The organism is Occallatibacter gabretensis (genome assembly GCF_001449115.1).
Classification (GTDB): Bacteria; Acidobacteriota; Terriglobia; order Terriglobales; family Acidobacteriaceae; genus Telmatobacter; species Telmatobacter gabretensis.
On the sequence record NZ_LAIJ01000001.1, the window covers coordinates 49,922 to 64,509 of the forward strand.

Consider the following 14,588-nt stretch of genomic DNA (forward strand, 5'->3'; position numbering starts at 1 on the left):
ATTCGCAGCCCGCTGAGTCGAGTACCATCCTGCCGTTTATTTTGAAATCAGCAACAGGAGCGACTGGCCGCACTGTCCGTAGGTTGTGCCCGCAGGGCCAATCAATGTTTCGTTGCCCGGCGTGACAAACGTGTTAGGCCCGTCATTCCAGTCGCAGGTATCGGTCACGCGATACCAGTTGGTGCCCGTAGGCGGCTGGGGCAAAGTGAAATTCATTGAAGCGGACCAACCGTTATACGCGATGTACATCGCGTTCGAATCTCCGAAGGACGACCCGTTCACGGTGTAAGCAATCGCGTAGTTTGAAGTGTTGTTCCAGTAGCTGCTGTTAGCTTGCGTGCCACCTGGCTCCCACCACTCCACCTGGCTTGACGTGTACCAAGTCACAGGCCGCAGCGCCGGATGCGCACGCCGGAAGGCGATTAGCCGCGACGCGTAGTTATCGAAGTTCTGCTGATTCGTGCTCCAGCTCCAGTTGAGCCAGTTGCCGGGCGAGTCTAGATTGTAAGCATTGTTGTTGCATTGCAGCGTGCGCAAGAACTCATCGCCGCCCTGCATAATAGGTGTTCCCGCAGAAAGCATCGTAAAGGCTAGTCCCGTGCGTGCCGCGCGGCGTTGATCATACGCAGTGCCGGTTCCAGCGCTCAGGCCCTGGTCCCAGCTGTAATTCGTGGTGGTGCCGCCGTCAGATGGTCCCCACGGCCACGCCTGTGAATTATTTGAGCCGTTGCAGGAGTACACATCATTCAGCGTCAGCCCGTCGTGAATATCGATAAGGTTGGTCGAGTTCCATGGCGAGCGGCCGCTTGCCTGAAACAGATTCGACGATCCTGTGAAATCATTCGCATCCTGCGTAATGTAGATCGTTGTAGTACCTAGTTCGTTCTGCGCCTGGCGCAACGAGTCGCGGAACTGGCCATTCCACTCTGACCAGCCGTACGGAAAATCTCCGAGCTGATAAGCGCCGTTGCCGCTCGCAGCCCACGGCTCTGCGTAGAGATCCAATCCGCGGCCGCCCGCAGCCGGACGCACCGTAAAGTTGGCGAGAATGCGGTTGATGGCGACATTCGGATCAGAAGCATCAAAGTTGAATCCACCACCCGGACAGTTGGGCGCAGCCGCTTCATACGATTGATTAAGGCAGTTGTTGCCAAGCACCGCGCCCAGATCGAAGCGGAAGCCATCCACTCCCATGGTCTGGTTCCAATAAGCCAACGAGTCGATAATTAGATTCTGCGCAACGGCATTATAGGTGTTGTAATTCGCGCCCGTTCCCGTGTTGTCGTAGTAATACTGGTTGTCCGATGTCAGCTCGTAGTACGTAACGTTATCCAGCCCACGCCAGGAGTAGACATTGGCGGTCGTCGGGTCCGATGAGTTCCACAGCGCGCCCTCGCCCGTGTGGTTATAAACCACATCCATGTACACCTTGATGCCCACGTTGTGAAAAGCCTGCACCATCGCCTGAAATTCCTGCGTTGGTCCGCCCGCAGACTTGTTATGAGCATAGCGGCGGTCTGGAGCGAAGAAGTCTTCCGTCGCATAGCCCCAATAGTTCTGATTCGCATCGGAGTTGGGCGTCACATCGTTCGCATCATTCTGCGTTTCCATCACGGGCAGAAACTCCACTGCCGTAACGCCGAGGCCCGCGAGGTAGTTGGCCTTCATTGCAGCGCCCGCGTATGTTCCCTGGTATGCCGTCGGAACCGACGGGTCCTGCTCCGTCAATCCGCGCACATGCACTTCATAAATTACGTCGTCTTTTTGCGCCCGGGTCGGTTTGGTCCCGGTGCTCTGGCTGCTTACTGCAAGCACAACTCCTTTGGGGGCATAGGTTCCGCTGTCAATCGTCCGGTAAGTTGCGCCGGAGGCAAAGATGCCGCCGTTGGTCGGGTTCTGTGGATTCAGCGGGTCCTGGCTGATCTCGCGTGCATATGGGTCCAGCAGCAGCTTGTTCGGATTGAATCGATTACCGTTCGCATCTACATCGGAAATAAATCCAGCCGACGATCCCTTCGTCCAGCTCGGGCTGTAAGGCCAGTTAGGTCCCCATGCGCGATAGCCGTAATACACTGCGCCGGTAATCCCCGCATTTTGAATGTCGGAAACTGAAACCGTGGTCTGCCACACCAGATCGCTGCCCTGCGTCATCGGATAAACCGCGAATTCCTGCGCGCCATATCCGGAAGAGTAAAGGTAAAGACTCACTTGCGTGGCCTGCGAGGAATACACACGGAAAAGAATGCTCGATCCGCCTGTACTATATTGCGCGCCCAGGTTCATGCTGTTGATTTGGGCATGGAGAGGACTTGCGGCTGCTGCCAGGCCTCCGCATACGAGCGCAGCGGCTAAAAGGCCCTTCCAGATTCGCGTTACTTTGCGTTTCATTTCCGTTTCCCTTCTCGATGGACTGGATAGCACGCTTGTAGAGCGGCAGCACGGAGAGTCCTCCGATTAGTGAGATCAGGGCAATCGTTATTTCATCTTTTTCTTCACAATTTGTGTTGAACAGATATATGGTTTGTTTTCAGTTCGCTGCTGGCATTCTTCTTCAGCTCTGGAACTGTGCATAATGAAGGATGCAGAAAGGGCCTAATGAACAACATGCCTGACAACTTCGAGAACGAACCTGTGGAGCAAGCCGGCGATGATTGCATCCTGCTCGACCGCAGGAGTTTTTTGCGGCTTGGCTCCGCCGCCGCCGCAGTTTCCGCATTGGAGAAGAATCGCGCACACGCGCAGGGAGGCGCACAGATGGGTAATGTTCCGCGCGAGAACTGGAGCAGCACTTTGCGTTATCACACCGACCACGTCTTTCAACCGGAAGACATTGCCGCAGTGGTCAAAGACGTCACCTCAACTGCTCACCTCCGCGCGTTGGGAACCCGGCACTCATTCAACGCGATTGCGGATTCCAACTCTGCGCAGATTTCCATGCTGGGTCTCAAAACAGTCGAGGTCAATGCCGCTGCTCACACTGTTAGGGCCGGCGCAGGGGTTCGCCTCGGTGATCTCGCCATTGAAATCGACAGACAGGGCTGGGCTCTGCATAATCTACCCTCGCTGCCGCACATTTCGCTCGCCGGCTGCATCTCTACCGGCACTCACGGCTCAGGCATTCATAACGGCAATATCTCTACGGCAGTGCGTGAGGTCGAATTCGTGGGTGCGGATGGCAAGCAGCACAAGCTCTCACGCGAGCATGACCCTGCAACCTTTCCCGGCGCGGTCGTGGCCTTGGGAGCCATCGGCGTGATCACGCATCTCACGGTGGACGTGCAGCCTCGATTTGAAGTAGCGCAGGTTCTCTATGAGAATCTTTCGTTCGACGCCCTCGAATCGCATTTGACTGACATCATGGGGGCAGCTTACAGCGTCTCGCTCTTCACACATTGGCAGGGCAACAAGGCAGATCAGGTGTGGCTCAAGCATCGCGTTGCTCAGGGAGCTAAACCGCCCATGCCCGCCACTTTTCACGGCGCAACCTTGGCGGACAAAAAGCTGCATCCTGTGGGCAGGGAAGTGGACGCTACCCCATGCACAGAGCAGGAAGGCGCCATCGGCCCATGGTATGAGCGGCTACCGCACTTCAAGCTGGCTTTCACGCCCTCCGTCGGACACGAAATTCAAACTGAATACTTTGTTCCGCTCGACAAGGGTTATCAGGCTATTCGTGCCGTCGAGACTCTACGCGACCGCATCACGCCGCATCTTCTCGTCACTGAACTTCGTACCATAGCTGCCGATGATCTCTGGCTCAGCATGGCTTATCAGCGTCCCTCGCTGGCAATTCATTTCACATGGAAGCCCGAAGAAGCTGCCGTGCAGGAACTGCTTCCTCAGATTGAAGCCAAGCTTGCGCCGTTTGATCCGCGACCGCACTGGGCCAAGGTCTTCACGATTCCGAAAGAGCAACTCCAACGTACTTACGTCCGCTCGAATGACTTCCGCAAGCTCGTGCAGACCTACGATCCGAACGGCAAGTTTACGAATGAATTCCTGCGGCGGTTGATTCTTTAACGAACAGAATCATTCTTCTGATGCGTTCAAGACTGAGTGCTCAGGAGTGTCGCTGTGAAAAATGCGTGCCCTAGCTCCGTTATCCTGTATGAGCCAGAAAAATCTATGGTTTATAGCGATCCCCAAAGCATGATTCATCTTTTAAGTTTGATCCAGAAGAAATTTAGTTCACATCTGCGGATTCGGGATTTTGCAATATCATGCTATATTTCGTGTGCCGCAAGTTGGCAGGCTCTCTGTCATTCTGAAAAAATCGACTCTATCGGGGTAAGGCGTTGGCCAGAATTGTGAGGTTCCCATGTGCACTTCTTTCACGGGCCCCAGAATCGTCCTTCTGCGTTCGTCTCTCTTCAAGAGCTTTTTTGTTATAGCAGCTTTTGCGCTGGCGCTCGCGATCAGCAGGCCAGCCTTTGGTCAGGCTGTGACCACCACGACGTTATCGGTGACCACCGGCGGCAGTGCGACCACGTCCGTTCAAGCTGGTACAGTGATTACCCTGACGGCGACGGTTGTGTCAGGATCTACACCGATTATGCCTGGTCAGGTAGCATTCTGCGATGCGTCGGTGAGCTATTGTACTGACATTCACCAGGTTGGTATCGCGCAACTCACAACCAACGGGAAAGCAGTGTATAAGTTTCGTCCCGGCGGCGGTAGCCATAGCTACAAAGCCGTATTCCTTGGCACCCATATCTATGCGGGAAGCTCTTCCAGTGCCTCATCGCTCGACGTAACAGGGCCGTTCATAAGTGTAACGAGCATCTCGGCCGCTGTAACCAATGGAGACGATTGGGTTCTGAATGCCAGGGTATCGGGCGGCGTCTCGTTTTCGGGATCATCTTCACCCACAGGCACGATATCTTTCCTGGACACCAGCAATTCTGATGCTGTTCTGGCAACTGCGCCACTGGCTGCGAGCACACAGGAACTGGGCTTTGCCTCAAGCTACTCTCCGTCGCCACAACCAGAGGCGATAGCGGACTTTAATCTCGATGGAATACCGGATATTGTGGATGCTTACGGCAACGTCTTACTGGGTAAAGGAGACGGAACATTTTCTCCAGACCCCGGCGAGAGTAGCTTCAATAGTAACTTCTATGGCGTGAATGCTATCGCGGTTGCGGACTTTAACCTCAAGCGGCAACCCTGGAATAGTCGAGACGCTTGGAACGGAAAGTTACAACCTGCTGATGCTTCCCGGCAATGGAGATGGAACATTTGGCGTGGGCCAGATGACAGATATCGGGTGTGAAGCCAACAGTCAGGGTTTGGGTTGTGGCCCGTTGTCCATAGCCACGTCTGATTTCAACGGAGATGACATTCCAGATCTGATTCTTGCTTACGGTGGCTACCCGTATGTCTATAACAGCGAGATATTGGTCATGCTGGGCAACGGCGATGGAACATTCAATGGCTCGTGGGGGCACTCCTTGGCCATCGAGAGCAGCCCCATTTACGTTGCCATCGGGGATTTCAATCATGATGGCATTGCTGATCTGGCGGTGACGGATTTTTTCAGCAATGCTATCGATATTTTTCTCGGGAAAGGGGACGGGACCTTCCCCGATTCTCCAAATAGCACTCTTCCATTTTTCTCAACTGGTGTTACGACGAATCCGGCGCTCGTCGTCAGTCCTCAATCCATCGCAGTCGCGGACTTCAGAGGAAACGGAATACTGGATCTCGCCGTGGCCAACGGCGGCAACAACAGTATTTCCATTTTTCTGGGCCAGGGAGATGGAACCTTCACTGCGGGGCAGACGATGCCAGTCAGCGCCGGCGTGGACTCCGTTGTTGCGGGGGATTTCAATGGAGACGGCATCGTGGACCTTGCCGTCGGGACTGGCAGTAGCACCAGTGTAACGATTCTTCAGGGCAAGGGCGATGGCACGTTTATCGCGGTAAACGTTCTTGGACCAAGCCAGAGCGTAAGTGGTTTGGTCTCCTCAGCTGACTTGAATGGCGATGGCGTGTCTGATCTAACCAGCGCGGGTGCAGTCGTGTTGACGCAATCAGGTCATACAGCGGCAGCGTCCAGTTCTGTGGCCACCGGTAGCGGAGTTCATCTGGCTGAGGCCAGTTTTCCCGGAGATAGCAATTACGGTCCCAGTACGTCAGGGACCGTCAACGTTGCGCCGGTACAGCTTGCTGCGATGATTTCGCCCGTGCCGGGCAGCGTGCTTCCGGGGTCTGCCGCCCAATTCTCCTGGACTGCGGGCAGCAATGTGACCGCATACTCACTCTCTGTCGGAACTACAGGACCGGGCTCCAACAACATCATAGGCCTGCCTCCTCTTACCTATACTTCCACCCATGTCTCAGGCCTGCCGGAAAATGGAGCTACCCTCTATGTAACACTGAGCTCGGAGGTCAACGGGGTCTGGGAACCCCAATACTACACCTATACGGAAGCCACATCTGTTGTGCCTCCGATGCTGACATCTCCCGTGCCCAGCAGCCAACTCTCCGGATCTACCGTCACCTTTACGTGGGCTGCTGGAACTGATGTAACAAACTATCAGCTTTATGTTGGTTCGAAGTGGCCCGGCAGCTATGACATCTATGCTTCGCCGATCAGTGCATCCACTTCGGTCACAGCGACCGGCCTGCCCGCGGATGGAGTCATTCTTTATATCACTCTCCGGTATCAGATGAATGGCACCTGGGGCGCGATCAATTACACCTATACGGCGTCTGGTTCTCCTACACCTCCAGCGCTGACAACGCCTGCGCCGAACACTCACCTTGGGAGTTCTACTGTTACCTTCCAGTGGTCGCCAGGCAATGGGCCTACCGCGTATCTGCTGAACGTAGGAACCAAATGGCCGGGTTCAGATGACATCTTCGGATCAGGTGTTACGACGGCGACCTCAGCTACTGTTTCGGGCCTGCCTACCGACGGCGTCACCATATATGTGATGCTGCGCTATGAGATCCAGGGCGTCTGGAGCACTCTCAACTACACCTACACAGCAGAGGGTTCTACCGCTCCGCCGGTGATGACGACTCCCGCGCCGGGCAGCGTGCTTCCCGGTTCCAACGTCACGTTCCAATGGACACCGGGCAGCGGCGTTACGGCATACGCGCTCTCTGTAGGGACATACGGGCCGGGCTATTTCAACATTGGTGGTTCGCCAACCCTCACAACGACTTCGTTCACGGTGCCCAACATTCCAACAAACGGCAAGCCTGTTTATGTCACGCTCCGGTATCAAATCGATAGCGTTTGGCAAACTACTTCTTACACCTACACCGCGCAATGAGGCTTGCGCGGGTGCCCATATCCCTGTTTTTGAGGACATAGTGCACCACAACAGCCCATTTCTACCGCAGACGAAAATCCGCCTTGTCACCCGGCAGTAGCACAATCGCGAGTGTGCCTTCCTGCTTCTCTACAAGTGCAGGTCCTGTAATTTGCGCCTGGTGCCGATCCGGAGCTGTGTACTCGATCTTCACTTCTCCCGAGCCCTGCACCTGGATGCTCGAATGCACTATCTGCCCTGCCGCCATAGAGTTCACGCCAAAGCTTGCACTTGGGTAGTCCACCTCCAGCAACCGAATCTCCGCTCCGCTCCGGTTCTCCACTGTGATCTCAACGTGATGCGACCTGCATCCCGCAAAGCCCATGAAGAAGGGAAGGGAAGCTACGGCAAACAGAGTTTTTATATAAATTTTCAAGCCTTTTCTCCCAGCTTTTTTTCCAACCTGTCCAGCCGCTTCAAAAGCTCCGGCAACCGCTGGAAGACCGTGACTGCTCGCAGCCAGAGCCGATTATCAAACGCCGGCGACCCGGAAATCATTTTTCCCGCCGGCACACTATGGGAAACCCCCGATTGCGCCGTCAGAATTACCCCGTCGCCCAGTTCACAGTGGCCCGCCACGCCCGTTTGCCCGGCCAGAATTGCTCTTGAACCCACGATAGACGACCCGGCTAGTCCCGCCTGCGCGCACAGCATCGTGTCTTCACCAACCCTCGATCCATGGCCGACCTGGACGAGGTTGTCTACCTTCGTTCCCGCGCCGATCTCCGTCGCGCCCACCGTTGCACGGTCGATACAAGCGTTGGCCTGCACATCCACCCGGTCACCGATCAGCACCGGCCCCGACTGCGGGATCTTCTCCCACTGGCCCAGGTCGTTCTTGGCAAACCCGAAGCCGTCCGCTCCGATGATGACTCCATTTTCGAGCGTTACGTGATCGCCCAGCACGCATGCCTCGCGCACTACGGAATGAGCATGAGCAAAGAAATGGTTTCCGGCCCGCACTCCCGGATAGAGCACTACGTGCGGCAGAAGCGTCGCACGCAAGCCAAGCTTCACACAGGCTCCGATAACGGCATACGCACCAATATGCGCGCCTTCGCCGATTTCGGCCGTCGGATCAATGACAGCGGTCGGGTGAATTCCCGGCGGATACGCTGGAGGCTGGTAAAAGAAGCCCAGTGCGCGGGCAAAAGCATAGTAGGGATTCTTGATTCGCAGCGTTGCTGTTGCAACCTCTGGAAATTCCGGTTCGACCAGAACTGCTGCCGCACTCGTCGTCTTAGCCAGCCCCGCATAACGCGGGTTGGCTACAAAGGTTATCTCCGAGGGGCCTGCTTCTTCTATTCCGCGTACACCTGTGATTTCAAGCAGAGGATTGCCGCGCAGTTCCGCACCGAGCCGATTTGCCAGTTCGCCTAATTGCATCGTGCTCGATTGTAAATGGCCGGTAGTAAAGATGAGGATCAGCCGCGGCTTGCCGGTTTAGTCGTACTCAATCTCAAAGCAGTTCTGATAGGTCTCCACGCGGTTACGTCCCGCGCGTTTGGCCGAATAGAGAGCCCTGTCTGCGAATTGGATGAGATCTGTTTCATCTTTTCCAGCGTCCGGAATCATAGCGGCTACGCCAATGCTCACGGTAACGATTCCCGGCGTGTAGGGCATATGAGAGATCTGCGCGTCTGCTACAAGCTGCCGTACGCGCTCGGCCAGTGTTACGGCTCCCTGCGCAGAGACGCGCGGCAGAATTACGGCGAACTCCTCGCCTCCATAGCGGGCTACCAGATCGCTGGTTCGCAGAGATGCACTGGCGAGAATGGATGCGATGCGCCGCAGGCAGTCATCGCCGGCCAGGTGTCCGTAATGGTCGTTGTACAGCTTGAAGTGGTCGATATCAAGCATCAGCAGCGCCAGGCTGGTTTGCTGGAGCGCAGCGTTCTGCCATTCCAGTGCAAGGTGGCGGTCAAAACTGAACCGGTTCGCAAGACCTGTGGCATGATCCTGAGTTGCCAGCGCATCAGCTTCATGAAACGCCGCTGTAATTTCCTGGTGCATTTTGTCGCGCACGCCGAGCGCGGTATTCACGGCGTAGACAATCACCAGATTGACGCAGAGAAAGAGCTGCAGGATGAAAAATCCGTGCTGCGCGAGCGTTGCGCCGGAGAGCATGAATGCGCCATGCGCCCGTTCCGTCATGTAAACCGCAGGAGCAGCCATGAGCAGGATGCCAATTGCCGCCCCGGTAGCGCGCAGCCGGAAGACCGCCACTAGAAGCACGGGAATGACAAGGAAATCGATGGGCAGGCCAGTCTGTGTGAAGATAAGGATGGAGACGAGCGTAATCGCGGTCCAAATAGCAACGGTCTCCCATCGCTTTTGGGGCGCGAAGAGCGCTTTCAGTTCCGTTTTATCGATGGCCAGGAATAGCGGCGCCATCAGAGCCATTCCCATCACATCACCGGTGAACCAGTTTGCCAGCAACTCTGGATGCCGCGGATAGGTCCACACAGCCAGAATCATCTCCAAAAAGCCTGTAGAAGCGAGCGGAGCAAGGAACACTCCGAAGAATAGAAATCGCCCCAGAGTGCGGAAATTTGTCAGGTCCGGCTTGCGATTGTCCTTAGTGGCCAGTAGAGAAACGGCGATGATGACTTCAACTGTATTCGCCGATGTAAACAGGATGGCGCGGCCCGGCGAAAAGCCGAATGACATATGCACCGCGATGTTTACGAGGATGCTCGAAGTCAGGTAGACGGACCAGTAGCGCCTGGATGTGGATAGCAGGAATGCGAGCAGCATTCCATTCGCAGGCCAAATCAGGTCCGCCACTGCGGGCGTGCGCGTAAGCGCATTCCCGCCCCAGGAGGCGCCAATGTAGAGCAGCATGACAATAGCAAAGCGGGAAATGGAGTCAGGGAGGACCACTTCAAGGGCGCGCGCCAGGAATGGAGAATCAGAAGGACTGGCTGGGTCCGCATCCACGGCGGGGGAGAATGCCTTCATTGGGAGCTGTCAGCCTCCGCAGCAAGATATGCTGCGCCTGGCAGCATTTGTTAATAACCAAGGAAGAGCATGTGTCCAACCTACCTTGCAGGCTAATCGTTTTCGAAGTTCAAACATGACGGTTCGAGTCACGATCCCAGTGGCTAACCTCGCCATGTTCCTGGTTTTCAAGTCCTGTATTTACATTCAGGATAGCCGGAATTCATGCACAATGGAAGGCAAATCGGCAAACAGGTCTCATCCGAAAGCGACCATAGCAAAACGTTGTTATGCGAAATGAATACGGCCCTTTTGATCGCTGCGATTACCTCGGCGCCGGTTCTGCGGAGTCAGCCAGTGCATATGCCAGTACTGTCATCACGGTCGCGTTCTGGTTCAGGTGGACGAAATCGATCTTGTCAAAGGTGTCCGCCGGCGTGTGGTGGTAGTTGAAGTAGAACCGGCTATCCTGAATCGGCGCGAAGCTCGGTACGCCGTTCTCGGTCAGCCCGTTGATATCCTCGCCGGTCTCGGGCGAATCCTTCAGGACTTCTGCTCCGATTGGTTCCAGGATCGCTGAGAGCGGCCGTAGATACGCTCCCAGTGCTGGTTTGCCCGCATAGTAGATGCCCGTAGGATGATCAGCGCCCAGATCGCTCTCAATTGCGCCAATGTGGTTGCTGAATTCCGCCTTATGTTCTGCCATATATGCGGCAGCGCCCTGCGACCCTTCTTCTTCACTCATCCACGCCACGAAACGGACCGTCCGCTTTGGATGAATTCCGAGCTCTTTGAGCATGTGAATCGCCTGCATGGAAACCGCAACGCCAGCCCCATCGTCAATCGCGCCTGTGCCGAGATCCCAGGAGTCCAGATGGCCGGAGACAATGACGACCTGCTCGGGATGTTCGGTTCCTTTCCAGTCGGCGATGACGTTAAAGCTCGGCGCGTCCGGCAGGGTCTGGGGCGTCAGCGTGAGGTGAAGCTTGATCGGTCCCTGGCCGGCCAGATTCTTCAGCAGCTCCGCGTCCTCGGCGGTGACTGCGGCGGCGGGAATCTTTGGCGTTCCCGGGGCGTACTCCGTCATGCCTGTGTGCGGAATGCGGAAGTCAGCGCCGCCGACCGAGCGCACCAGCACCGCCGCGGCTCCGGCGGTGGCTGCGAAGATGGGTCCTGCGCCGCGATAGACGACTCCATTGCCGTATGCGTTCAAGCCATCGCCATTTGCTGCCAGTTCTTTATCAAACTTGTGGTTGAAGAGCAGGATTTTGCCCTTGACGGCTCCGGCGGGCAGAGCCTGGAGCTGCTGGAAGTTCTCGACTACAACAACTTCAGCGGTAATTCCATCCGCGGGTGTTGCTACGCTGCCGCCGAGCGCAGTTAAAACTACCTTCTGCGTGGTTCCGGGAGTCTGGCCCGGCCAGCTTACCAACTGGGCGGTTTCCTCGCCGCGAACCCAGTGAGGCACCATTGCTTTTTCGAGCGTTACCTCTGCGCCTAGCGCGCGCATCTCTGCCGCTACGTAGTCCACTGCCTGCTGAGCCTGCGGAGACCCGCTCAGGCGCGGGCCGATGTTGTCCGTCAGGTGATGCAACTCGTTGTATGCGTACGGGTCTTTCATCGCTGCATCGCGCAGCCGTTCCATCGTGGCCAACTGCTCAGGAGTCCATGCGCTCTTTCCGCCCGTTCCAAGGAAGGCGTTCAGGCGGTCCATCATGCTTGTTGGAGCGGCGGGAGATGGCTGCTGCTGGGCCTGTGCCGGAACGCAAGCCAATGCGGCGGCAGCACACATGGAGGCAGCTGCAAGTGCAGGTGTCCTGAAATGGAAGGTCATGCCGGATGTTACCACGTAACCTCTGGGTGATTCAGCCGTCGCAGAGAGGTGGGCGGATTTTCGATTTCGGTATAAATGCATGAGTCATCTGTGCAGGGGTGATTTCGAAGTGGTTTAGTTTTAGCGTGTTGCGGACTTCCGCACAGTTCTTACGTAAATCTTTATGCGATCTTTATTTCGGGGCTGTGCAACCGGACTGTACTGCATTACGGCTTTTGCACTGATTCTGGTGCAGTGGGGATGGGGGAGGGGGAGGGGTCCTTCCCTTACAAAAACGGCCACGGCCCGAACCAGTGGAGGCTCGAGCCGTGGCTGTTCTTCTCTTGATTATAAGTAGAGCACAAACGAGGTTAATAGTACGCAAAGTTTCCGCGAGAGATGGGGTTACGAAAGGACAATGGACGAAAGTAATGTGCGGGTGGAGCGGGGACAGGAAAAGTGAAGGCGTACCCGTCCATTACGTACAGAGATGCTTCTGAGGAAATGCGTCCGACCGGATGGAGAATTGATACGTCTATAACATTGTGGGTAGTGGGTCAGTTCGGATAAAAATCTTCCCCTCAGGGGCTAAAGCCCGATTGATTCAGAGGCGTTTTTTGATGTACAGGCTGAAGCCCGTACCCTTCAAACTGAATCACTATCTAATAAGGCCGTGCGACGGACAGCAAAGGCGCATGCTGGCTATACTGATGAAATGACAGACCCAGCCGCAGGCTGGCAATAGAACGAGGTTCTGACACTGATGAAATCTTTTCTTGAACGGCTGCGCACACGCCGTCTCGCAACGGCATTTGTGGTGTTGGCCGGTCTTTCGGCGGCAATTCTTTGTATCTCCTATGCCGCGCATGGTGTCAGTGGGCAGGAGATGCAGAACGCGAGCAGCGATGCGACACCACTGAAAGTGTCCAACTCGCCTGTCGCTGCGCCGAATGAGTTTGTCAAGATCGCCAAGCAGGTTGGTCCGGCTGTGGTGAATATCAATACGCAGACCCTTCCCAAGCAATCCAGCAGCCGCATGCCGCATCGCCTTCCGCATGGCAGGACTGCGCCCCAGCCGCAGAACCCGGACGATCAGGACAGCCCGGACGGCGGTCAGGGCGGAGGGCAGGATGGCCAGGGCGGCTTCCAGGACTTTTTCAATCATTTCTTTGGCGGACAGGGGCAGGATGGCGAAGGGGATGATGGCCAGGTGCGCGAGTCGCTAGGATCGGGCTTCATTGTCGATTCCAAGGGATACATCATTACCAACAACCATGTCATCGAGAAGGCCGACAAGATCTTCGTCAAGCTCTCGACCGACCCCGATACCCAGGACCTGGGACGTCCGGCGCGCGTGATTGGCGTGGATAAAGCCACCGATATCGCGGTCATTAAAATCGATATGAACACGCCGCTTCCGACTGTGAAGCTGGGCAACAGCGACAATACCCAGGTGGGTGACTGGGTTGAGGCGATTGGCAGCCCCTTCGCGCTGGCGCAGACGGTTACCGCGGGCATCATCTCCGCCAAGAACCGCACCATTGAGCCCGGGCAGCAGGGCCAGTTTCAGCACTTTATTCAGACCGATGCCGCGATCAATCCAGGCAACTCCGGCGGACCGCTGCTGAATATGAACGGCGAAGTGATTGGCATGAATACTGCCATTTACACGCAGAGCGCGGGCTACCAGGGTATTGGCTTCGCGATGCCTTCAAACACCATCGTGGACATTTACAACGACCTTGTCAGTCCCAGCCATAAGGTGGTGCGTGGTTCTATCGGCATCAGCTTCAAGCAGGGACTCCCTGGCGCTGTGAACCGCATGTATGGCTTCAAGAGCGGAGTGTTGGTGCAGTATGTGCAGCCGGGCGGTCCTGCGGAGAAGGCCGGGCTGCAGCCGGGCGACATTATTGTGACCATTGATGGCCGCTCCATCAAGGATGGCGATGACCTGGTCAACGACATTGCCGCGCGCCGGCCTGGTTCAAGCGCGCGCCTGGGCTATATTCGCGAGGGCAAGCAGGCTGATGCTACTGTGACGATCGGCGACCGCGATAAGGTCTTTGCCGAGCAGGCTGCCGCACCGGCAGGTCCTGAGCCGGATCAGACCGTGAATCCGGGAGAAAGCAAGCTTGGCATTGTGGTTCGCGAAGCCACGGCTGACACTGTGGCCAAGCTCCATCACCCCGGCGTGGCTGTGCAGTCTGTGGTGAATGGGGCATTTGCGGATTTGCAGGGAATGGAGCCGGGACTGGTGATTATCCGCATCAACCGGCAGCCCACGGGCAACCGTGACCAATTCAATGCAGTGGTGAGCAAATTGAAAACTGGCGACGATGTGGTTTTCGAGGTTATGGACCCTCGTCACCCGAACGATGGAATTAACTATATTGGCGGAACTTTATAACGATGGACGGCGACTGAGGCGCAATGCACTTTGCACTGCGCCTTGTCCCGTTTTGATACAAGGATGGTTCGAAAGCAAAACTTTTGTGTCGCATTGGCGGGGGATT

The 14,588-nt window shown here is 56.1% G+C and carries 9 protein-coding genes; 4 read left to right on the forward strand and 5 right to left on the reverse strand.

Annotation, left to right across the window (positions count from 1 at the left end; genetic code table 11):
• Window positions 1–36: 36 nt before the first annotated feature.
• Window positions 37–2,388 (reverse strand): alpha-amylase family glycosyl hydrolase, encoded by a 2,352-nt coding sequence (locus VO84_RS00185; protein WP_058185248.1) that lies wholly within the window; start codon window positions 2,386–2,388, stop codon window positions 37–39.
• A 207-nt stretch (window positions 2,389–2,595) separates the two neighbouring features.
• Here VO84_RS00185 and VO84_RS00190 point away from each other — a divergent pair, with 207 nt between their 5' ends.
• From VO84_RS00190 to VO84_RS00200, 3 genes are all read left to right on the forward strand, one after another.
• The gene (locus VO84_RS00190) at window positions 2,596–4,020 is read left to right on the forward strand and encodes a D-arabinono-1,4-lactone oxidase (RefSeq protein WP_231737720.1); all 1,425 of its coding nucleotides are present in this window, start codon (window positions 2,596–2,598) and stop codon (window positions 4,018–4,020) included.
• 298 nt (window positions 4,021–4,318) lie between these two features.
• A complete protein-coding gene (locus VO84_RS00195; protein ID WP_058185250.1) occupies window positions 4,319–5,272 on the forward strand; it encodes an Ig-like domain repeat protein in 954 nt (317 codons plus the stop codon).
• Window positions 5,211–7,283: an FG-GAP repeat domain-containing protein gene (locus tag VO84_RS00200; protein WP_197413838.1), complete on the forward strand. Its 2,073-nt coding sequence runs from the start codon at window positions 5,211–5,213 to the stop codon at window positions 7,281–7,283. Before VO84_RS00195 ends, VO84_RS00200 begins: the two co-directional genes overlap by 62 nt.
• Window positions 7,284–7,344: 61 nt before the next feature.
• Here VO84_RS00200 and VO84_RS00205 read toward each other — a convergent pair whose 3' ends face one another.
• From VO84_RS00205 to VO84_RS00220, 4 genes are all read right to left on the reverse strand, one after another.
• On the reverse strand, window positions 7,345–7,698 hold the full coding sequence (locus VO84_RS00205) for a hypothetical protein (RefSeq protein WP_058185252.1): 354 nt from the start codon (window positions 7,696–7,698) through the stop codon (window positions 7,345–7,347).
• The gene (gene lpxD, locus VO84_RS00210; RefSeq protein WP_058185253.1) at window positions 7,695–8,708 is read right to left on the reverse strand and encodes a UDP-3-O-(3-hydroxymyristoyl)glucosamine N-acyltransferase; all 1,014 of its coding nucleotides are present in this window, start codon (window positions 8,706–8,708) and stop codon (window positions 7,695–7,697) included. The genes VO84_RS00205 and lpxD overlap by 4 nt, the downstream gene beginning before the upstream one ends.
• Before the next feature lie 57 nt (window positions 8,709–8,765).
• The gene (locus VO84_RS00215) at window positions 8,766–10,283 is read right to left on the reverse strand and encodes a GGDEF domain-containing protein (protein ID WP_058185255.1); all 1,518 of its coding nucleotides are present in this window, start codon (window positions 10,281–10,283) and stop codon (window positions 8,766–8,768) included.
• Window positions 10,284–10,587: 304 nt separating this feature from the next.
• Window positions 10,588–12,096: a M20/M25/M40 family metallo-hydrolase gene (locus VO84_RS00220; RefSeq protein WP_058185257.1), complete on the reverse strand. Its 1,509-nt coding sequence runs from the start codon at window positions 12,094–12,096 to the stop codon at window positions 10,588–10,590.
• 742 nt (window positions 12,097–12,838) lie between these two features.
• Between VO84_RS00220 and VO84_RS00225 the strand changes: the two genes are divergently transcribed.
• Window positions 12,839–14,482, forward strand: coding sequence for a trypsin-like peptidase domain-containing protein (locus VO84_RS00225; RefSeq protein ID WP_058185258.1), 1,644 nt, complete (start codon window positions 12,839–12,841; stop codon window positions 14,480–14,482).
• Window positions 14,483–14,588 lie beyond the last annotated feature (106 nt).